The organism is Paraburkholderia sp. CNPSo 3076, assembly GCF_026343935.1.
Taxonomy (GTDB): domain Bacteria; phylum Pseudomonadota; class Gammaproteobacteria; order Burkholderiales; family Burkholderiaceae; genus Paraburkholderia; species Paraburkholderia nodosa.
In genome coordinates this window covers 54,531-74,663 of sequence record NZ_JAPMAL010000009.1, presented here as the reverse complement: position 1 = coordinate 74,663, position 20,133 = coordinate 54,531, and the positions used below count along the sequence as shown (strand labels likewise).

Annotated in this window: 20 protein-coding genes; 10 read left to right on the top strand and 10 right to left on the bottom strand. The window is 65.1% G+C overall.

The features are described 5' to 3' along the window. Nucleotides 1–42: 42 nt before the first annotated feature. Both hyi and gcl read right to left on the bottom strand, forming a co-directional pair. Entirely contained in the window at nucleotides 43–840 is a 798-nt protein-coding gene (hyi, locus tag M3A49_RS12345) for a hydroxypyruvate isomerase (protein ID WP_266228930.1), read from the bottom strand. Between the two features lie 137 nt (nucleotides 841–977). Next, a complete protein-coding gene (gcl, locus tag M3A49_RS12340) occupies nucleotides 978–2,762 on the bottom strand; it encodes a glyoxylate carboligase (RefSeq protein ID WP_266228929.1) in 1,785 nt (594 codons plus the stop codon). 224 nt (nucleotides 2,763–2,986) lie between these two features. Between gcl and M3A49_RS12335 the strand changes: the two genes are divergently transcribed. From M3A49_RS12335 to M3A49_RS12290, 10 genes are all read left to right on the top strand, one after another. Further along, nucleotides 2,987–3,895, top strand: a complete 909-nt coding sequence (locus M3A49_RS12335; RefSeq protein WP_028204895.1) for a substrate binding domain-containing protein — start codon at nucleotides 2,987–2,989, stop codon at nucleotides 3,893–3,895. 102 nt (nucleotides 3,896–3,997) lie between these two features. Then, on the top strand, nucleotides 3,998–4,807 hold the full coding sequence (locus M3A49_RS12330; protein WP_416338948.1) for an RNA polymerase sigma factor: 810 nt from the start codon (nucleotides 3,998–4,000) through the stop codon (nucleotides 4,805–4,807). Then, a complete protein-coding gene (locus tag M3A49_RS12325) occupies nucleotides 4,797–5,723 on the top strand; it encodes an anti-sigma factor family protein (RefSeq protein ID WP_266228927.1) in 927 nt (308 codons plus the stop codon). Before M3A49_RS12330 ends, M3A49_RS12325 begins: the two co-directional genes overlap by 11 nt. Nucleotides 5,724–5,930: 207 nt before the next feature. Then, the gene (gene rpsF / locus M3A49_RS12320; protein WP_028204897.1) at nucleotides 5,931–6,302 is read left to right on the top strand and encodes a 30S ribosomal protein S6; all 372 of its coding nucleotides are present in this window, start codon (nucleotides 5,931–5,933) and stop codon (nucleotides 6,300–6,302) included. Nucleotides 6,303–6,348: 46 nt separating this feature from the next. Further along, nucleotides 6,349–6,648 carry a primosomal replication protein N gene (gene priB, locus M3A49_RS12315; RefSeq protein ID WP_028204898.1) on the top strand — a complete coding sequence of 100 codons (300 nt, stop codon included), beginning with the start codon at nucleotides 6,349–6,351 and terminating at the stop codon, nucleotides 6,646–6,648. Between the two features lie 2 nt (nucleotides 6,649–6,650). Next, nucleotides 6,651–6,926, top strand: a complete 276-nt coding sequence (gene rpsR, locus M3A49_RS12310; RefSeq protein WP_027797225.1) for a 30S ribosomal protein S18 — start codon at nucleotides 6,651–6,653, stop codon at nucleotides 6,924–6,926. 27 nt (nucleotides 6,927–6,953) lie between these two features. Then, nucleotides 6,954–7,406: a 50S ribosomal protein L9 gene (rplI, locus tag M3A49_RS12305; RefSeq protein ID WP_254355166.1), complete on the top strand. Its 453-nt coding sequence runs from the start codon at nucleotides 6,954–6,956 to the stop codon at nucleotides 7,404–7,406. Between the two features lie 164 nt (nucleotides 7,407–7,570). Then, a complete protein-coding gene (locus M3A49_RS12300) occupies nucleotides 7,571–8,953 on the top strand; it encodes a replicative DNA helicase (protein ID WP_254355167.1) in 1,383 nt (460 codons plus the stop codon). Nucleotides 8,954–9,158: 205 nt separating this feature from the next. Beyond that, a complete protein-coding gene (locus M3A49_RS12295; RefSeq protein ID WP_266228926.1) occupies nucleotides 9,159–9,785 on the top strand; it encodes a DUF47 domain-containing protein in 627 nt (208 codons plus the stop codon). A gap of 10 nt (nucleotides 9,786–9,795) precedes the next feature. Next, nucleotides 9,796–10,806 carry an inorganic phosphate transporter gene (locus M3A49_RS12290; protein ID WP_254355168.1) on the top strand — a complete coding sequence of 337 codons (1,011 nt, stop codon included), beginning with the start codon at nucleotides 9,796–9,798 and terminating at the stop codon, nucleotides 10,804–10,806. Nucleotides 10,807–10,869: 63 nt separating this feature from the next. Here M3A49_RS12290 and M3A49_RS12285 read toward each other — a convergent pair whose 3' ends face one another. The 8 genes from M3A49_RS12285 to M3A49_RS12250 form a co-directional block, all read right to left on the bottom strand. Continuing rightward, the gene (locus M3A49_RS12285) at nucleotides 10,870–11,676 is read right to left on the bottom strand and encodes an SDR family oxidoreductase (protein WP_254355169.1); all 807 of its coding nucleotides are present in this window, start codon (nucleotides 11,674–11,676) and stop codon (nucleotides 10,870–10,872) included. Nucleotides 11,677–11,812: 136 nt separating this feature from the next. Next, complete coding sequence (locus M3A49_RS12280; protein WP_266228925.1) at nucleotides 11,813–12,940, bottom strand: C40 family peptidase; 1,128 nt, start codon at nucleotides 12,938–12,940, stop codon at nucleotides 11,813–11,815. Between the two features lie 233 nt (nucleotides 12,941–13,173). Then, complete coding sequence (locus tag M3A49_RS12275) at nucleotides 13,174–15,015, bottom strand: PhoH family protein (protein WP_254355171.1); 1,842 nt, start codon at nucleotides 15,013–15,015, stop codon at nucleotides 13,174–13,176. A gap of 399 nt (nucleotides 15,016–15,414) precedes the next feature. Next, nucleotides 15,415–15,876 (bottom strand): peroxiredoxin, encoded by a 462-nt coding sequence (locus M3A49_RS12270; RefSeq protein WP_266229032.1) that lies wholly within the window; start codon nucleotides 15,874–15,876, stop codon nucleotides 15,415–15,417. Nucleotides 15,877–16,021: 145 nt separating this feature from the next. Beyond that, complete coding sequence (locus M3A49_RS12265) at nucleotides 16,022–16,918, bottom strand: polysaccharide deacetylase family protein (RefSeq protein ID WP_028204907.1); 897 nt, start codon at nucleotides 16,916–16,918, stop codon at nucleotides 16,022–16,024. 24 nt (nucleotides 16,919–16,942) lie between these two features. Continuing rightward, nucleotides 16,943–17,992 carry a bifunctional UDP-4-keto-pentose/UDP-xylose synthase gene (locus M3A49_RS12260; RefSeq protein ID WP_254355172.1) on the bottom strand — a complete coding sequence of 350 codons (1,050 nt, stop codon included), beginning with the start codon at nucleotides 17,990–17,992 and terminating at the stop codon, nucleotides 16,943–16,945. After that, nucleotides 17,989–18,945 (bottom strand): formyltransferase, encoded by a 957-nt coding sequence (locus tag M3A49_RS12255; protein WP_266228924.1) that lies wholly within the window; start codon nucleotides 18,943–18,945, stop codon nucleotides 17,989–17,991. The genes M3A49_RS12260 and M3A49_RS12255 overlap by 4 nt, the downstream gene beginning before the upstream one ends. Then, complete coding sequence (locus tag M3A49_RS12250) at nucleotides 18,942–20,048, bottom strand: glycosyltransferase (protein ID WP_266228923.1); 1,107 nt, start codon at nucleotides 20,046–20,048, stop codon at nucleotides 18,942–18,944. Before M3A49_RS12250 ends, M3A49_RS12255 begins: the two co-directional genes overlap by 4 nt. Nucleotides 20,049–20,133 lie beyond the last annotated feature (85 nt).

The following is a 20,133-nucleotide window of genomic DNA, read 5'->3' as shown; positions in this document are numbered from 1 at the left end:
TTGTGTCTCCGTGAAAGCGAATGCGTGAATGTGCGTAGGGGCTCAGGCGAGTTCGGCGGTGCGCAGCTTCGCGCTGCGCAGCCAGCCGAGGCCTTCGACGGTCGTCGTGCGCGGCTTGTATTCGCAGCCGATGTGGCCTTCGTAGCCGAGCGTGTCGAGCAGATCGAACAGGAACGGGTAGTTGATTTCGCCCGTGCCGGGTTCGTTGCGGCCAGGATTGTCGGCGAGCTGGATGTGGGCGATCTTCGCGAAGTGCTTCTTGATCGTCGCGGCGAGTTCGCCTTCCATACGCTGCATGTGATAGATGTCGTACTGCAGGAACAGGTTGTCCGAGCCGGTCTTTTCGATCACGTCGAGTGCTTCGGCCGAGCGGTTCAGCGCGAAGCCGGGAATGTCGTACGCGTTGCATGGCTCGACCAGCAGGCGGATGCCTTCGCGTTTCAGAGCGTCTGCGGCGTAGCGCAGGTTCTCGACGATGGTGGTGAGTGCCGTGTCGCGATCGACGCCGGCCGTCGGAATGCCGACGAGGCAGTTGAGTTGCGGCACCTTCAGCGCCTTCGCATATTCGATCGCGCGGCCCACGCCTTCCTGGAATTCGCCGCGGCGCTCGGGCAGGCAGGCAATGCCGCGCTCGCCCGCTTCCCAGTTGCCGGCGGGCAAGTTGTGGAGGACGAGCTTCAGCCCGTTGACGTCCAGACGCTCGGCCAGTTCGGCGGCCTTGTACGGATACGGGAACAGGAACTCCACGGCGTCGAAGCCCGCTTGTGCGGCCGCTGCGAAGCGGTCGAGGAAGGGCACTTCGTTGAACAGCATGGTGAGGTTCGCGGCGAATTTTGGCATGGTGCTGGGTCTCGCTGGTCGGTCAGTAGAGGAAGTCAGGCGGGAAGTCACGCGGTAAATCACGCGGTAAATCGGTCAGGCAGCGCGCCGATGCCGTGTGCGCTGCCAATGCTGCGGTGATGCGTGGTCGAATACGCTCAGTCGAGGGCATTCAGCGCGCTGATGGCAGTCGGCGCGTGCTCGGGCTTTTCGGCCAGTTCCTCGAACTCGTTGATCGCGTCGATTTCAGCGCCCATCGAGATGTTGGTCACGCGCTCGAGAATCACTTCGACGACGACCGGCACGCTGTGCTCGGCGGCGAGCGCCTGGGCCTGCTTGAGCGCCGGGGCGATCTCTTCCGGCTTGAACACGCGCAGCGCCTTGCAGCCGAGGCCTTCGGCGACCGTGACGTGATCGACGCCATAGCCGTTCACTTCAGGCGCGTTGATGTTCTCGAACGCGAGCTGCACGCAGAAGTCCATGTCGAACGCGCGCTGCGCCTGGCGGATCAGGCCGAGATACGAGTTGTTCACGACCACGTGCACGTACGGCAGTTTGAACTGCGCGCCCACGGCCAGCTCTTCGATCATGAACTGGAAGTCGTAGTCGCCCGAGAGCGCCACGATGGGACGCGTCGGATCGGCTGCGCGCACACCGAGCGCGGCGGGAATCGTCCAGCCGAGCGGGCCTGCCTGGCCGCAGTTGATCCAGTTACGCGCCTTGTACACGTGCAGGAACTGCGCGCCGGCGATCTGCGAAAGGCCGATGGTGCTCACGTAGCAGGTGTCGCGGCCAAACGCCTTGTTCATCTCTTCGTACACGCGCTGCGGCTTGATCGGCGTGTTCTCGAAGTGCGTCTTGCGAAGCATCGTGCGCTTGCGTTGCTGGCAGTCGGCCACCCACGCGCTGCGATCCTTCAGCTTGCCCGCGGCCTTCCATGCCTGCGCGATTTCGACGAACAGTTCGAGCGCGGCCTTCGCGTCCGAGACGATGCCGAGATCCGGGCCGAACACGCGGCCGATCTGCGTCGGTTCGATATCGACGTGCACGAACTTGCGGCCCTTCGTGTACACCTCGACGCTGCCCGTATGGCGGTTGGCCCAGCGGTTGCCGATGCCGAGCACGAAGTCGGAGGCGAGCATCGTGGCGTTACCGTAGCGGTGCGAGGTCTGCAGACCGACCATGCCGGCCATGAGCGGATGGTCGTCGGCAATCGCGCCCCACGACATGAGCGTCGGGATCACGGGCACGCCCACCGTTTCGGCGAACTGCACGAGCAGGTCTTCGGCTGCTGCGTTGAGCACGCCGCCGCCCGAGACGATCAGCGGCTTGTCGCTCGCGTTGAGCAGTTCGAGCGCGGCTTCGATCTGCTTGCGCGTCGCGCGCGGCTTGTAGACGGGCAGCGGCTCGTACGTGTCGATGTCGAATTCGATTTCGGCGAGCTGCACGTCGATCGGCAAATCGACCAGCACCGGACCCGGACGGCCCGAGCGCATCAGATGGAACGCCTGCTGGAACACACGCGGCACGAGCGCCGGCTCGCGTACGGTGACGGCCCACTTGGTGACGGGCTTGGCGATCGACTCGATGTCGACGGCCTGAAAGTCTTCCTTGTAGAGGCGGGCGCGCGGCGCCTGGCCCGTGATCGCGAGGATCGGAATCGAATCGGCCTGGGCCGAGTAGAGGCCTGTGATCATGTCAGTGCCCGCGGGGCCCGAGGTGCCGATACACACGCCGATGTTTCCCGGCGTGGCGCGCGTAAAGCCCTCGGCCATGTGCGAGGCGCCTTCGACGTGGCGCGCCAGCACGTGCGTGATGCCGCCCGCCTTTTTCATCGCCGAATAGAACGGATTGATGGCGGCGCCCGGCACGCCGAAAGCGGTATCGATGCCTTCTTTCTCGAGCACCAGAACGGCGGCGTCGACGGCTCTCATTTTGGCCATGATTGTCTCCTGAATGTCTCGTATGCGAGGAATGGCGATGTGTTGAGGCCCACTTTAGGGGCGCAGGAAAGGTTTGATAAGATCAGTCCAGGTCGTTTATTCCGAAACAAAAAGTATGGAATGTCCGTGAGGCGGGGCTTCCGGCCGCGCCGGGGCCTGCGGCGCGCGGCATGGGCATCACTAAGCGCTGAAGCGCCAAGTGCTGCCGACACAGGAGACAAGCAATGGACCGCTTCAAGCAGATCGAAACCTTCGTGCGCGTCGCAGAAGCGGGCAGCCTCGCGGCGGCGGCGCTCGAGGAAGGTGTTTCGCCGGTGATCCTCGGGCGGCGTATTGACGCGCTGGAAAAGCGCCTCGGCGTGAAGCTCATTTACCGTTCTACGCGGCGGCTCGTGGTGAGCGAGGAGGGCGCGGCCTTTCTCGAACGCTGCCGCGGCCTGCTCGCCGACTGGGATCAGGCCGAAAACGAGCTGTCCGCCGGGCGCCAGGTGGTGAGCGGCCATCTGATCGTTTCGGCGCCGGCGGCGTTCGGGCGCAAGCACGTCGCGCCGCTCGCGCCCGAGTTTCTCGCCGACAAGCCCGAACTCCAGGTGTCGTTCAACCTCACCGACCGCGTGGTCGATCTGGTGCGCGAGGGCTATGACCTGTCGATTCGCATCGGCGGCGCGGTGGACCCGAACTTCGTCGCCGTGAAGCTCGCCACGAACCGGCGCGTCGTGTGCGGCACGCCCGAGTATTTCCGCAAGCACGGGCGGCCGAAAACGCTCGAAGATTTGCCGAACCACAACTGCCTCGCGTTCAACCTGCAGGGCGGCCAGAACCGCGGCTGGTACTTCAGCCGCGGCGGCAAGCTCGTCACCGTGCGCGTGGGCGGCACGCTCGACTGCAACGACGGCGAGCTGCTGCACCGCTGGGTGACCGAGAGCCTCGGCCTCGGCTGGCGTTCGACCTGGGAGATCGACGCCCAGCTCGCGCGCGGCGAACTCGAAACGGTGCTCGACGAATACGCGCTGCCCGATTACGACATCCTCGCGGTGTATCCGCAGCAGCGCTACGTGCCGGCGCGCGTGCGCTACTTCATCGACTATCTCAAGGAGGTCTACGCGCGGCCGGGGTACTGGACCGGCGCGTAATTGCGCACTTCGAATTATTTTTCGTTTTCGTGTGCACAGAGCGGGAATAAACTGGCCCGAGCTTCGGTAGTGCCTGTATGCGGCCACGGTCGCGCAAGCCAAATGAAGAGGCGAGGGGACGACGTGGGCGAAACCGCGTACGAGCAGGATGAGGCCGGGCGCAGCCGCCGCTTTCAGGCGCTGGCGCTGCCGCATCTCGATGCGGCCTACAACCTCGCGCGCTGGCTCTCGCGCAACCCGGGCGACGCGGAAGATATCGTCCAGGAGGCGTTTCTGCGCGCGTTCCGCTTCTTCGACGCGTTTCGCGGCGACGAGGCCCGCCCCTGGCTGCTCGCGATCGTGCGGCGTGTCTGGTACGACGAATGGCGGCGGCGCGCGGGCGCGGAAGAGGTGGCGCCGTTCGACGAGTTGCGCGACGACGCGCCGCTCGAAGGCTGGGAAACGGGCGGCGTTGATCCCGAGACGCTCGCGATCCGTGCCGAAGACGCCCGCCACGTGCAGGACGCGCTCAGGCGCCTGCCGGTGGAGTATCGGGAAGTGCTGGTGCTGCGTGAACTGGAGGAACTGGGCTACCGCGAGATCGCGGCGATCGCCGATCTACCGGTCGGCACCGTGATGTCGCGGCTCGCACGCGGCCGCAGGCGTTTGGCGACGCTGCTGGCGGCGTACCGCGGCGGCGAGCGCGACAGGACAGCGGCGGGTAGTGCAGTCAACGAGACTGCGAGCGATTCGGTTGTCCGCGCCCACGGCTGCGCGGACGACAGGGCCGGAGTCGGGGGAAGCAATCAAGCCAGGAGACCATCCGGCCGGGGGAACGGCGGTCGGTTCCGCGAGGAGCCGGCCGCCGACGGCGGAGCGCCGTTGCGCTCTCGCACCGAAGGCCGAACGACGGAGGCGCCCGATGAACTGTAACGAAGCGCGCCCGCTGGTCGACGCGAGCGTCGACCGCGAACTCTCTGCCGCCGACGAATGGCGTGTGCGCGAGCATCTCGCGGGGTGCGAGACGTGCCGCCATGTCGCCGACGACGTGCAGGCCATCTCTCAAATGATCCGCTCCGCGTCATACCACCGCGCGCCGGCTGGGCTGGCTGCGCGTATCGTCGCGGCATTGCCGGCGACGGACGTGCCGCCTGCGAAGGCAGCGCCTTCGCCAACCCCCGTGCGTGACTCGGGAGGCTGGCGCGAGTGGGTGCGCAACTGGTGGCCGGGCAGTGGAGGCCGGGAGCGAGGCGATGTGGGCGGGCATGGCTGGGGCGCTGCGTCCGTGAACGCGGGTCCGCGCGCGGCCACGTTCGCGTGGTTCGGCTGCGCGGTGCTGATCCTTTGTGCGCTGGCTGTGATCGCCACGTTGCATCTACGCCGCCCGGCCGCTGAGACGGCCTTCGTCGACGATCTCGTGTCGAGCCACGTGCGGGCCCAGATTTCCGGCCGCGATATCGACGTGATCTCGACGGACCGCCATACCGTGAAACCGTGGTTCAACGGTCGCATCGACTACGCGCCACCTGTCTTCGATCTGGCGCAGCAGGGCTTCGCGCTGGCGGGCGGACGTCTCGATTATGTGGGGCGCGAACGGGTTGCCGTGCTGGTCTATCACTATGGCAAGCATGTGATCGACGTCTATGTGTTCCCGCCGGGCGCGAGCGGACCGGCCGTCTCGGGCATCGCGCCGCCGGGTTCGAGCGAAGGCTACGCGCTCCGGCGCTGGCAGGCGGCGGGCATGACCTGGTGGGCGGTGAGCGACGCCGGCGCGGACGCGCTCGACGGCCTGCGCGCGGCGCTCGACGCGAGGCTCGCGGCGGGCGCGAGCGAGGCGGCAGGCAGCTAGGCCGTCGTCTCACACGAGCGCGGCGAGGAGCGCTCCGGGCGCTTCTCGCCGCGCAAGTCATTGAAAACACGCCCGATTCATCGCCCCAACGCACGATCTGTCTTGCGTGCGTAGCCCATCCGCGCTACAATCTTCGGCTTCTCACTTGCCACACCGGTTCCGACGCCCGGGTGGCTTATATCCACAAGTAAGCACAAGGAGTGATACATGCGTCATTACGAAATCGTCTTCATCGTGCACCCCGATCAGAGCGAGCAAGTTCCCGCCATGATCGAGCGCTACAAGGGCACGATCACCTCGCACGGTGGTCAGATCCACCGCATCGAAGACTGGGGCCGTCGTCAACTGGCCTACATGATCGAGAAACTCGCGAAGGCTCACTACGTCTGCATGAACATCGAATGCGACCAGACCACGCTCGACGAACTGGAACACGCGTTCAAGTTCAACGACGCTGTTCTGCGTCACCTCATCGTCAAGATGAAGAAGGCCGAAACCGGCCCGTCGCCGATGATGAAGGAAGTGCAGCGCGAAGAAGCCAAGAAGGCGGCTGCCCAGCCGACCGAAGCGCAGGCTTAAGTACACAAGCCATCAGGATTCAAGCTCATTTGCCTGAGTTAGCCCCGTGAACAGGCTGCAGCTTACGGCTAGCGTCGTCGAACGCGAACCGGTGCGGTACACCCCCGCCGGCGTTCCGATCGCAAGTGTCACGTTGCAGCACCGCACGGAGGTCGTCGAAGCCGGCATTCCCCGCTTCGTCGAGCTCACGATGCCCGCGGTGGCGGCCGGCAAGGCCTGCGGTCTCGTGGAAAGCTGTGAGATGGGCGTGGAAGCGCTCTTCACCGGTTTTCTGGCGAAAAAGCACCGCAATGCGCGAACCCTGGTGTTTCACATCACCGAAATGCAAGGCACAGGAAAGGACTAATCATGCCCCGCCCGACTGGTAAGAAATTCGACAAGCGTCGTCAGCAACAAAACCCGCTCTTCAAGCGCAAGAAGTTCTGCCGCTTCACGGCTGCAAACGTCGAACAAATCGACTACAAGGACCTTGACACGCTGAAGGACTTCATCGGCGAAAACGGCAAGATCACGCCGGCTCGTCTGACGGGTACGAAGGCCCACTATCAGCGTCAGCTGGACACGGCTATCAAGCGCGCGCGTTTCCTCGCGCTGATGCCGTACACCGACCAGCACAAGGCCTAACAAGACGACGCGATAAGGAGCAATAGAATGCAGATCATTCTTCTGGAAAAAGTCGTCAACCTGGGTAACCTCGGCGACATCGTCAAGGTGAAGGACGGTTACGCACGTAACTTCCTGATCCCGAACAAGAAGGCACGCCGTGCTACGAAGGACGCAATCGCTGAATTCGAAGTCCGCCGCGCAGAACTCGAAAAGGTCGCCGCTGAAAAGCTGGCAGCAGCGCAAGCCGAAGGCGAAAAGCTCAACGGCCTGACCGTCCAGATCGGCCAGAAGGCCGGCGTGGACGGCCGCCTGTTCGGTTCGGTCACGAACGCGGACATCGCCGTTGCGCTCACGAAGCAAGGCTTCGCAGTGGAAAAGGCGCAAGTGCGTCTGCCGGAAGGCCCGCTGAAGATGGTGGGCGACCACCCGGTGCACGTTGCGCTGCACACCGACGTCCTCGTCGACGTCACGGTGTCGGTGCTGGGCGAGCACGCCTAAGTACCCACGTGCGGCCCTCGCGGGCCGCGCGGTTTGACGCAAGACTCAGGAAGGGCAGGAGCCGCAGGGCTTCTGCCTTTTTTGTTGTGCGCTGCCTGGACGCTCCGCTCGTTGCAAGTTTTCAAGCTTGTTCGAGGCACCCCCATGTCCGATAATTGCCCTCCATGAACGCTCCGAAAGATCCCCAACTCGACTCGCTGAAAGTCCCGCCGCATTCGATCGAAGCCGAGCAATCGGTGCTCGGCGGCCTGCTGCTGGATAACGCGGCCTGGGACCGGATTGCCGACTTCCTCTCGCAAAGCGACTTCTATCGCTACGACCACCGCATCATCTTCGAGCACATTGGCCGGCTGATCGCCGCCACGCGCCCGGCCGACGTGGTGACGGTGTACGAGGCGCTCGGCACCTCGGGCAAAGCGGATGACGTGGGCGGCCTCGCGTACCTGAACGCGCTCGCGCAGAACACGCCGAGCGCCGCGAACATTCGCCGCTACGCGGAAATCGTGCGTGACCGTGCGGTGCTGCGCCGGCTCGTTTCCGTCGCCGACGAAATTTCCGCCGACGCCTTCAACCCGCAGGGCAAGGAAGTGCGGCAGCTGCTCGACGAGGCCGAGTCGAAGGTGTTCTCGATCGCCGAGGACGGCGCGCGCGGCACCCAGGGCTTTCTCGAGATCGGGCCGTTGCTCACGCAGGTCGTGGAGCGCATCGACACGCTCTATCACACGGCCAACCCGAGCGACGTGACGGGCACGCCCACGGGCTTCATGGACCTCGACCGCATGACGTCGGGCATGCATGGCGGCGAGCTGATCATCGTGGCAGGGCGCCCCTCGATGGGTAAGACCGCGTTCTCGATGAACGTCGGCGAGTACGTGGCCGTGGAGTACGGCCTGCCGGTGGCGGTGTTCTCCATGGAAATGCCGGGCACGCAGCTCATCATGCGTATGCTCGGCTCGGTTGGCCGTCTGGATCAGCACCGCATGCGTACGGGGCGCCTCACCGACGAGGATTGGCCGAAGCTCACGCACGCCGTGCAGAAAATGAGCGAGGCGCAGATCTTCATCGACGAAACCGGCGGCCTGAACCCGATGGAATTGCGCTCGCGCGCGCGGCGTCTGTCGCGCCAGTGCGGCAAGCTCGGGCTCATCATCATCGACTACCTGCAGCTCATGAGCGGCTCGTCCACGGGCGAAAACCGCGCGACCGAAATTTCGGAAATTTCGCGCTCGCTCAAGAGCCTGGCGAAGGAACTAGACGTCCCGGTGATCGCGCTGTCGCAGCTGAACCGCGGTCTGGAGCAGCGTCCGAACAAGCGGCCGGTGATGTCGGACCTGCGTGAATCGGGCGCAATCGAACAGGATGCGGACGTCATCCTGTTCATCTATCGCGACGAAGTCTACAACCCCGACAGTCCCGACAAGGGCACGGCCGAAATCATCATCGGCAAGCAGCGTAACGGTCCGATCGGACCCGTTCGCCTCACGTTCCACGGCCAATACACGAAGTTCGATAATTTTGCCGGGGCGCAGACCTTCTACGCCGAATAACGCAAATCGTTGCGCGGCTTGCGCCAAAGTGGCGCAAATGCCGCGTTGGCGGCTGCCGATCCATGCGGCAGATCTCGCCTGGCGATACAATGTTGCCGTTTTATGACAGCCATCTCTGTCGCTTATTTTGCCGCCCGATTGCCGCGAAGTGACCACGAAGTCACTGCTTCGTGACGGCAATCCGAGACCAATTTCCGGGATACCAATGTTCGGTCGATTCATGCCCACCGAGGGCAAGTTCTTCGAAATTTTCAATGCGCATGCGAAATGCATCGTTTCCGCGAGCCGCGAACTCGAACTCCTGATCGATAACCTCGCCGACGCCGAGATCCACAAGCAGAACGTGCAGGCCTCCGAAAAGGCCGCTGACAAGCTCACGCACGAGGCGATCGACCTGCTGCACAAGACCTTCATCACGCCGCTCGACCGCGACGAGATCCACAAGCTCATCACGACGATGGACGACTGCCTCGACCTCATGGAGGACGTCGCTACGGCCATTTCGCTCTACGACGTGCAAGCCGTGACCGCCGAGGCGAGCCAGCTGGCGCACGTGGTGACGGCCACGGCCGAGCGCGTGCAACTGGCGGTGGGCCTGCTCTCCGACATGAAGCAGGCGCGCGAGATCCTGCAGGCCTGCGAAGACATCGACCGCCTCGAATCCGACGCCGACCGCTTGCTGCGCGCGGCCATTTCGAAGCTCTTCCGCGAGGAAGACGACGTCAAGAACCTGATCAAGCTGAAGGCAATCTACGAACTGCTCGAAGCGATCACGGACAAGTGCGAGGATGTCGCAAACATCATCGAAGGCATCGTGCTAGAGAACGCCTGAGCTCACTGCGATGCAATCGATACAACTCGCTCTCTGGGCGGTCGCGACGCTGGTCGCCATCGCACTCGTGTTCGACTTCATGAACGGTTTTCACGACGCGGCGAATTCCATCGCCACGGTCGTGTCCACGGGTGTTCTGAAGCCGCAGCAGGCGGTGGCGTTCGCCGCCATGTTCAACGTGATCGCCTATTTCGTGTTCCACCTGAAGGTGGCGCAGACGGTAGGCAAGGGCACCATCGACCCCGATATCGTCGACCACTACGTGGTGTTCGGCGCGCTGATGGGCGCGATCGGCTGGAACGTGCTCACCTGGTACTACGGCATTCCGTCGAGTTCGTCGCACGCGCTGATCGGCGGCCTCGTGGGCGCGGCGCTCGCGAAGTCGGGCTGGGCCTCGCTCAACTTCGACGGCCTCATGAAGACCGTGGCGTTCATCTTCATCTCGCCGCTGCTCGGTTTCATCCTCGGTTCGTTCTTCATGCTCACGGTGTCGTGGCTGTACTTCCGCACGCCGCCAAGCAAGGTCGACCGGCGCTTCAGGCGCCTGCAGCTGCTTTCCGCTGGCCTCTATAGCCTCGGCCACGGCGGCAACGACGCGCAGAAGACCATCGGCATCATCTGGATGCTGCTGATCGCAACGGGCTACTCGGCGATCGGTTCGGACGCGCCGCCCATCTGGGTGATTGGCGGCTGCTATCTGTCGATGGGTCTCGGCACGCTGTTCGGCGGCTGGCGCATCGTGCGCACGATGGGTCAGAAGATCACCAAGCTCAAGCCGGTGGGCGGTTTCTGCGCGGAGGCGGGCGGGGCGCTCACGCTTTTCACGGCTTCGTCGCTGGGCATTCCCGTTTCGACCACGCACACGATCACCGGCGCGATTGTCGGCGTTGGCGCGACGCAGAAGCTCAGCGCGGTGCGCTGGGGCGTGGCGGGCAACATCGTCTGGGCCTGGGTGCTGACCATACCGGCCTCGGCCACGCTGGCCGCGGCCGCGTGGTGGCTCGGTCACCGCTTCATGTAAAAGCTGCGGCGCCTTCGGGCGCCGCAGTGGCTTTGAGGCCTCGCCCACGCGCTGGCGGGCGCTTCAGATCAGCGGCGTGCTCGCCCCATCCATCGGAATGAGCGCGCCCGTGACGTAGCTCGCGCGGCGGCTCGCGAGGAAGAGCGCGACATCGGCAATTTCCTCAGGCTTCGCGTAGCGCCCGAGCGGCACCTTCGATTCGCCGCTCGCCAACGCCTCCTGCGCGCCGACGCCCGTGCGTTGCGCTTCCAGCTGAACGGCCTCCTGCAGGCGCTCCGTAAGCGTGGCGCCGGGGTTGATCGCGTTGATGCGGATGCCGTAGCGCGCGTGATAGTGCGCGAGGCCCACGGTCGCGAGCATCAACGCCGCGTTGGCCGCGCCGCCCGCGATATGAATGTCGCTCGCGAACTTGCCGCCCATGCCGATGATATTGACGATCGCCCCGGGCTCCATGCTCTCGCCCGACTTGATCCGCTGCACCATGCGCCGCAGCACCTCCTGCTGCGGGTAGATGTAGGGGAAGTATTTCGCCTCCATCGTGGCCCTGAACGCGTCCGCATCGAGCGTTTCCGGGTCGTAGCGGCGCGCCGCGCCCGCGCTGTTGATGAGGATGTCGATGGGGCCGACCGCGGTGGAGACTTCTTCGACGACGTCGGCCGCGCTATGCGCTTCGTGCAGGTCCGCGCGCGTGAGGTGCACATGCAGGCCTTCGCTCGCCAGTTGCTCGCGGGCGCGCGCGAGATTGGCGGGGTCGCGCGAGACGATCGCCACGCGGGCGCCTTCCTGCGCAAAGGCGCGCGCGCAGGCAAGGCCAATGCCCTTGCTGCCGCCCGTCACGAGTACCACCTTCTTGCTGAGTCCAAGATCCATCGTCGCCTCGCTGCGCGAAAGTATGAAAAACGGTCCCAAAACGATAGCAGAGGCGCGGGGCGCCGCAAACCGCTGCAAGCATGCTTAGCCGTGCGGCCAGGGGCAACGTGCCGCTCAGCGCCGCGGCGGGGCTGCTTCAGTCGCCGCTGTTGGCAAAGCGCGCAATGGGGTCGTCGCTTGACTGGGTCGGGGCCGGCGAAGCTGGGCCGGCTGTCGAGGCGCGTATGACCTGCGCGCCACCCGCGGCCGGCGACGCCGCCTGGATCGGCGTCGAGCCCACCTGGCCGGCCTGGCGCGCCGCTGCGCTTGCCGTGGGCGGCGGGGGCTCGAAGGCGTCGGCGGCGGCGTTGATGGCGTCGCGCGGGGCGCTGGCGGCGGGGCTGGCAGCGTAGGCAGGTGTGTTGTTGCCGGGCGCAACCGCGGGTGCGAGCGCGCCCGCATCGCGTGCCTGCGTCTGCGCCGCGCCGAGCGAGGCGGGCGGCGGCTCGAACGCGTCGGTCGGGGCGACGGCGGCCGTGGAAGCCGTCGGCGTGTTGGCCGGCGTTGCCGCGTAGGCCGGTTGCGGCGCGGCGACGATGCGGTTCTGGCTCGCGGCCACGGCTCGCGGCGCGGGCTGCGCCGCCGCAGCCGGCGAGACGCTCGCCATTGCCGCCGCCGGTGGCGCGGCGTTCGCGCCAGGCACGCGTTCAGCCGGCGCAGACGCTTCCCAGGTCGGCGTCTCGAAAGGCGTGCGCTTGGGCGCCGCCATGCGGCGAATCCCGTCGAAGCGCTTCGCCCAGTAGGGATTGGTCAGATAGTCGAGTCGCACCGTGCCGCCGGTCGAAGGCGCGTTAACGAAGCGCAGGTTGCCGACGTAGATCCCGACGTGCGAATGCGGCCGCCCCGTCGTATTGAAGAAGATGAGATCGCCGGCGGCAATCTCGTCGGGCTCGATCGTTTCGCCGCGCGTGCTCATTTCGGCCGTGGTGCGGGGCAAGTCCACCGAGGCCGAGCGTGCTAGCACGTATTTGACGAGACCGCTGCAATCGAAGCCGCTATCAGGCGTATTGCCGCCCCAGCGATACGGAATGCCGACGAGCCCCATCGCCTGGATCGAGATTTCCTCGCGGCCCACGCTGTGGTCGACGAAATTGGGAAAGCCCGGGGGCCTTGTGCGCCCCCCGTTTTCGCTGGCAGACGAACCGCTGCGCGATACCCTTTGCGGCGCGCTGGAGCACGCGGCAAGCAGGACTGCGATCAGAAGCGGAAGCCAGAGTCGACGCATGAAACGGATGTGGCGCGCGCGACGCTTGCGCCATTGGGAAAACGGGTCATGGGCGGATGGTAGCCCGCCCGTCAGGGCTTTCGCAAGAATTCTTCACAACTTACTTGAAGTTCGCGCGCCAACTGTTGTGCTGGGGGACGCCCGGCCAATAAAAAAGGACCGTATCCAGTTCCCCGGATACGGTCCTCGCCATATGCATGGGCGCCCCCGAAAGGCGGCGCCCAGCGAATGGATTACAGGATATCGGATGCGTAATCGGCAAGCCGCGAGCGTTCGCCGCGTGCGAGCGTCACGTGGCCGCTGTGCGCCCAGCCCTTGAAGCGATCCACCACGTAGGTGAGGCCGGAACTGCCTTCGGTCAGATACGGCGTGTCGATCTGCGCGATATTGCCGAGACACACGATCTTCGTGCCCGGACCCGCGCGCGTAACGAGCGTCTTCATCTGCTTCGGCGTGAGGTTCTGCGCCTCGTCGATGATCAGATACTTGTCCACGAATGTGCGGCCGCGCATGAAGTTCATGCTCTTGACCTTCAGGCGCGAGCGGATCAGCTCCTGGGTCGCGGCGCGCCCCCATTCGCCGGCGGCGTCATCGGTCTTCTGGAGGACTTCGAGGTTGTCATCGAAGGCGCCCATCCAGGGCTGCATCTTTTCCTCTTCGGTGCCCGGCAGGAAACCGATGTCCTCGCCAACCGGCACGGTCGCGCGCGTGACGATGATCTCGTTGTAGCGTTTCTCGTCGAGCACTTGCGCGAGGCCCGCCGCGAGCGCGACGAGCGTCTTGCCCGTGCCGGCCTGGCCGAGCAGCGTGACGAAGTCGATCTCCGGGTTCATCAGCAGGTTCAGCGCGAAGTTCTGCTCGCGGTTGCGCGCCGTGATGCCCCACACGTTGTTCTTGTGGTGGCCATAGTCGCGCAGCGTCTGCAGGAGCGCCGTCTTGCCGTTGAGCTCGCGCACGATCGCGTGGAACGCCGGTTCGCCGTTCTGCGGCTCGAGATAGACGAACTCGTTCACGAGCATCGAGAGGCACTCGGGACCCGTCACGCGGTAATAGGTCGTGCCGGTCTTGGTGTCCTGCCAGGACTCCATGCCCTTGGCGTGCTTCGACCAGAAGTCCTGCTGGAGGGCGCGCACGCCCGAGTAGAGCAGGTCCTTGTCTTCGAGAACCTGGTCGTTGAAGTAGTCTTCCGCGGGCAGGCCGAGCGCATGGGCCTTGATGCGCATGTTGATGTCTTTCGACACCAGCACGACGAGGCGGTCAGGCCGGTCACGCTGCAGCGCGCGCACCACGCCGAGGATCTGGTTATCGGCTTTGCCCTGGGGCAGGCCGTCGACCGGATCGATATGCGTGAGCGTGGTCTGGAAGTACAGGCGCCCAAGCGCCTCGCGGCTGCCGAGGCGGCCAAGCGAAATGCCTTCCGAGATCGGGCCCGCATTGGCGACCAGCTGGTCGAGCGTGCGGCTCACCTGGCGCGCGTTGCGCGCGACTTCCGACATGCCCTTCTTGTGGTTGTCGAGTTCTTCCAACGTCATCATCGGCAGATAGACGTCGTGTTCCTCGAAACGGAACAGGCAGGTCGGGTCGTGCATCAGCACGTTCGTGTCGAGTACGAAGAGCTTCTGGACTTCGGTGCTCTCTTCGGGATGCACGCGTTTTTTCGCCCCGGCGCGCGTGGCGGGCGCAGCGGCGCCGCCGGAGGCTTTTGCCGAGGCGGGTTTGCCGCCGCGCGCAACGGGCGTGTCGTCCGCGCCGGTGCGGGCCTCGAGAGGCTGCAGCAGCGCGGCCGTGACTTGCTTGTTGTTGTTGCGCCTGTTGCGCGCGGGCGCCGGGGCGACCGGTTCGAGCGCAGCCAGTTCGGCGCTGGCGCTCGAAAGCGGCACCGTGCGCAAGGTGGTCGCGGCGTTGGCGGCCAGCGTCATCGGCTCGGCGACACTGCCGGGGCCGTATTCTGCAACGTCGGCCGCGTCGTTCTCGCTCGCGGCCTTGCGTGTGCTGCGCGTCGTGCGGGCACGCGCCTTGTATTCTTCGGGCGGCAGGAGGTTGCCGAGCTTGCTGGGGGGAGTAGGCAAAGGCATGGTGTCCCTCGAAAAAATCGGGTCGAGTGGTCGCGGGGTTACCCAGTAAGGCGCGCTTTCGGGCGGTGCGTGCGGGTGCCGGGTAGGCCTCCGCCGTTACTGCGCAAGGTGCGCGCTCAGGTCAGAAAATGCCGGTTCGCCTGGTTTTCGATCAGCTCCTTGACGATTGCGCGCGCCGGGTCGCAAAGCCGGCACGAACGGGGAGAAAAGCGGGAGAGAACAGCATGGAACAAACAAAAAAGCCGCCGCCCCGGATGACGAGGCAAGCGGCTTCACTTCGGTGGTGTCCCGTTGCCTCGGATACGCATTTCCGGTCATTCCATGACCGGCTGCGAAACCGCCGCAACGCGACGTAAAAAGGGTTGGACAGGCACTCATTGCAGCCCAATATAACGCTCCTCAAAGCGCTTGTACAGCCTCCAGAACTTCGTCGACGTGGCCCGGGACCTTGATGCCGCGCCACTCCTGGCGCAGCACGCCGGTCGCGTCGATCAGGAAGGTCGAGCGTTCGATCCCTCGTACCTGTTTGCCATACATTTTCTTCAATTTGATGACGTCGAAGAGCGTGCACAGCGCTTCGTCGGCATCCGATACCAAGGTATACGGCAGTTCGAGCTTGGCCTTGAAGTTATCGTGCGAGCGCACGCTGTCGCGCGACACGCCGACGATCTGCGCGCCGGCCTTTTTGAACTTCGGATAGAGATCGCGGAACTGCAGGCCTTCGGTCGTGCAGCCCGGCGTGTTGTCTTTCGGATAGAAGTACAGCACCACCTTGCTGCCCTTCAGGCTCGACAGCGTGAAGTCGCCGCCGGTAGCGGGGGCGGTGAAGTCCGGAACGGGGTGGTCGACTGCGATGGTCACGTCAGGCACGTGGCTCTCCCTTTGTTTTTGGCTGGCATTGCCGCTGCGCACGGTGCCGTTTCGCCGGGACGGCGTGTCGCCCGCGGCGGGGGCGTTGCGCGGGCGAGGGTCCTGGCAGGCACTGAGCGGCGCGCAGGCGGCGGATTCAGTCGGGCTGAACGATCAGCTGGCCGGAGCGGCCGGCGATCTCGCCCCAGGTGACAGGGTACGATGGCAGCGAATCCGGGTCCAGCGTCGCATGGTAGTCGCCCATCGTGGCAAACGTGTGGCCTTGCGCGCGCCAGCCGGCGAGCAGCTGCTCGAACACCGGTGCGAGCTTCTGGCCTTCGAGTTCGGCGTGCAGCGTGAAGACCTGGTCGTGCGGGTTGTTTTCGGTACGCTTGAGCATCCATGCCGCGACCGTATCGGTATCGACGCCATCGACGCCGAGCACCTCGTCGAGCGTGGGCAGCGTGGTGGGCATTTGCACGTGATTCAGCGTGCGGCCCGCCACCACCGGACGGTAGGGCGAATGACCGCGCCCGTCGGAGGCGTAGCGCATGCCCCACGTGTCGATCTGCTCGAAGGCGGCCTCGTTCATCTGCCAGCCCGCCGCGCCGTGCGTGACGGGCGGCGTGCCGAAGATGCGCGTGAAGCGGTCGTGGCTCTTCTGCATCTGGCGCGCGGTCCACTGTGCGTCGCGCTTGCGCACGTTGTCCTGCCAGTACACGTGATCCCACGTATGGATGCCGCACTCGAAGCCGGCTTCGTGGATCGCGCGCATTTCCGCCGCGGCTTCCACGCCGATGTCGGGGCCCGGCAGCAGCACGCCGTACATCAGCTGCTTCACGCCGTAGTGCTCGACCACCGACGTGCGCGAGACCTTCTTGAGGAAGCCCGGCCGCAGCACGCGGCGCAGCGCCCAGCCCGTGTGATCGGGGCCGAGGCTGAACAGGAACGTGGCGCGCGCCTTGTAGCGGTCGAAGATACGCGCGAGATTCGGCACGCCTTCGCGCGTGCCGCGCAGCGTGTCGACATCGATTTTCAGGACGATGCGGGCCAAGTGGCGAAGTCCTTTCTCTAGCGCTTAATGTTGCTCGACGAGCGCACGCGCTTCGGCCACGTGGCCGCGGTACGCTTCGAAGATCTTGCGCAGCGCTTCGTCGAACGTCGACTTCGGCGCCCAGCCGAGTTCCTGCTTCGTGTTGTCGATCTTCGGCACGCGGTTCTGCACGTCCTGATAGCCCGCGCCGTAGTACGCACCCGACGACGTTTCGACGAGCTGCACCTTCTTTGCCATTTCCGCGTATTCCGGGAATTCGGCGGCGAGCGCGAGCATCTTGTGCGCGAGTTCGCGCACCGAGAAGTTGTTGGTCGGGTTGCCGATGTTGTAGATCTTGCCCGTGGCGACGCCGTCCTTGTTCTCGATGATCTTCATGAGCGCTTCGATGCCGTCGTCGATGTCGGTAAACGCACGTTTTTGCGCGCCGCCATCCACGAGGCTGATGTTCTCGCCGCGCACGATATGGCCGAGGAACTGCGTCACGACGCGCGACGAACCTTCCTTCGGCGTGTAGATCGAGTCGAGGCCAGGGCCGATCCAGTTGAACGGACGGAACAGCGTGAAATTCAGGCCTTCCATGCCGTAGCCCCAGATCACGCGGTCCATGAGCTGCTTCGAGCACGCGTAGATCCAGCGCGGCTTGTTGATCGGGCCGTAGGTCAGCGCCGAGGCGTCCGGGTCGAACTGCTCGTCCGGGCACATGCCATAGACTTCCGACGTCGACGGGAAGACGAGGTGCTTGCGGTACTTCACGGCCGAACGCACGATCGGCAGGTTCGCTTCGAAGTCGAGTTCGAACACGCGCAGCGGCTGCTGCACGTAGGTGGCGGGCGTCGCGATGGCGACCAGCGGCAGGATCACGTCGCACTTCTTGACGTGGTACTCGACCCACTCCTTGTTGATCGTGATGTCGCCTTCGAAGAAGTGCATCCGCTCATGCTTGACGAGGTCGCCGAGGCGATCCGTCTGCATGTCCATGCCGAACACTTCCCAGTTCGTGGCTTCGAGGATGCGTTTGGAGAGGTGGTGGCCGATAAAGCCGTTCACACCCAGGATCAGAACTTTTTTGGTCATGGACGGGGGACAGATGAAATGAGTTCGGAGAACGCGGCGGGGCTGATGACGGTCTCCTGACCGTCATGCGCATGCCGCAGTTCGTGGATCGCGATGGCGCGTGCGTCGCCGCAGACGGCGAAAAGCGCATTATCGCTTACGTGGATGCCGGCGGGCAATCCGGCGAGCGGGCGGACCCTTTCGGCGTCTTGCGAGCCGGGGCGCACGAGACGCGCACGGGCAATCACGAAACGCGCGTTGCCGATGTCGGTGAACGCGCCCGGATACGGCGGCGCGACGGCGCGGATCAGGTTGTACACGTGCTGCGCGCTCTCGCCGAAATCGATGCGGCCGTCCTCGGGCTTGCGCCCGCCGTAGTAGCTGCCCCGGGTGAGATCGTTCGGCAGATGCGGCGCCTCGCCCGCGATCAGCGCGGGCAGCACGCGCCAGAGCGTCTGCTCGGCGGCGACCGTCACCTTGTCGAAGACCTGCGCGGCGGTGTCGTCGGGCAGGATCGGCACCGGGGTTTGCGCGACGATTGCGCCCGCGTCGGGCTTCGCGGCCATTTCGTGCAGCGTGGCGCCCGTTTCGGTTTCGCCGTTGAGCACGGCCCAGTTCGTGGGCACGCGGCCGCGGTATTTCGGCAGCAGCGAGCCGTGCATGTTGTACGCGCCGCGCCCGGCGAGGGCGAGCAGGTCCACGGGCAGTATGTGCCGGTAGTAGAACGAGAAGATGAAGTCCGGGCGCGCCGCGGAAACGGCCGCGCGCAGTTCGGCGCTCGTCGGGTCGGCGGGCGTGACGACCTCGATGCCATGCTCCTCGGCCACCGACTTCACGCTGCCGAACCAGATGTTTTCAGTCGGGCTGTCTTCATGCGTGACGACGAGTGCAACATCGACGCCGCCCGCGAGCAACACCTGCAGACAGCGCACGCCCACGTTGTGATACGCGAAGACTACGGCGCGCGGTTTCATTGGCCGGCTCCTTCGTTGGCCGGGTTCGTGGTGGCGGGCCGTGCAGCAGCACCTGCCGCTCGCGCGGGTTCAGCCGGCTGCGCGAATGCGGCGGCCTGCATGAAATCCTGGCGCGGCGTATCGGCGACGGCGCGGCCATTGCGCTCCTCGAGGATCGTCTGGATCAGGTAACGCGGACGCGCGCGCACCTGCTGGTAGATGCGGCCGATGTACTCGCCGAGCAGACCGAGCGCGAAGATGATCACGCCGAGCAGGAAGAACGTGATGGCGAAGAGCGTGAACACACCTTGCACTTCCGCGCCGAGGATGAAGCGGCGAATCAGCAGCAGCAGGAACAGGCCTGCCGAGCCGAGCGAGAGGATCACGCCGATGAACGAGAGCCACTGCAGCGGCACGACGGAGAAGCCCGTCACGAGGTCGAAATTCAGGCGAATGAGGCTGTAGAGCGAGTACTTCGATTCGCCCGCGAAGCGCTCCTCGTGCGCCACCTCGACCTCGACCGGGTTCTGCGAGAACGTGTAGGCGAGCGCCGGGATGAAGGTGTTGATTTCGCCGCAGCGGTTGATCGTGTCGATGATGCGGCGGTTGTACGCGCGCAGCATGCAGCCCTGGTCGGTCATCTTGATGCGCGTGATGCGCTCGCGCAGACGGTTCATCGCCTGCGAGGCCTTGCGCCGCCAGAGGCTGTCCTGGCGCTGCTTGCGGATGGTGCCGACGTAGTCGTAGCCCTCGCGCATCTTCTCGACGAGCTTGCCGATTTCCTCGGGCGGATTTTGCAGGTCGGCGTCGAGCGTGATGACGATCTCGCCGCGGGCCTGCTCGAAGCCCGCGAGAATCGCCATGTGCTGGCCGTAGTTGCCGTTGAGCAGGATCGCGCGCGTGGTATCGGGCCGCGCGCGGAACTGCTCCGCGAGCATCGCGGCCGAGCGGTCGCGGCTGCCGTCGTTGATGAAGATCACTTCGTACGAGGTGCCGAGCTTGTCGAGCGCCGGATACAGGCGCGCGAACAGCGCGGGAAGGCCAGCTTCCTCGTTGTAGACCGGAATGATGACCGAGACTTCCGGCGTGTCCGGGGTCAAGGTGACTTGTTCCGTTTGACTCATGTGTGCGTCGATTCCGTTATTGGATGCTTCGGTTTGCTGCATGCGCAAATCGGCGGCGCGTGCGCTGCGCCGTCCGCCTGCGTTT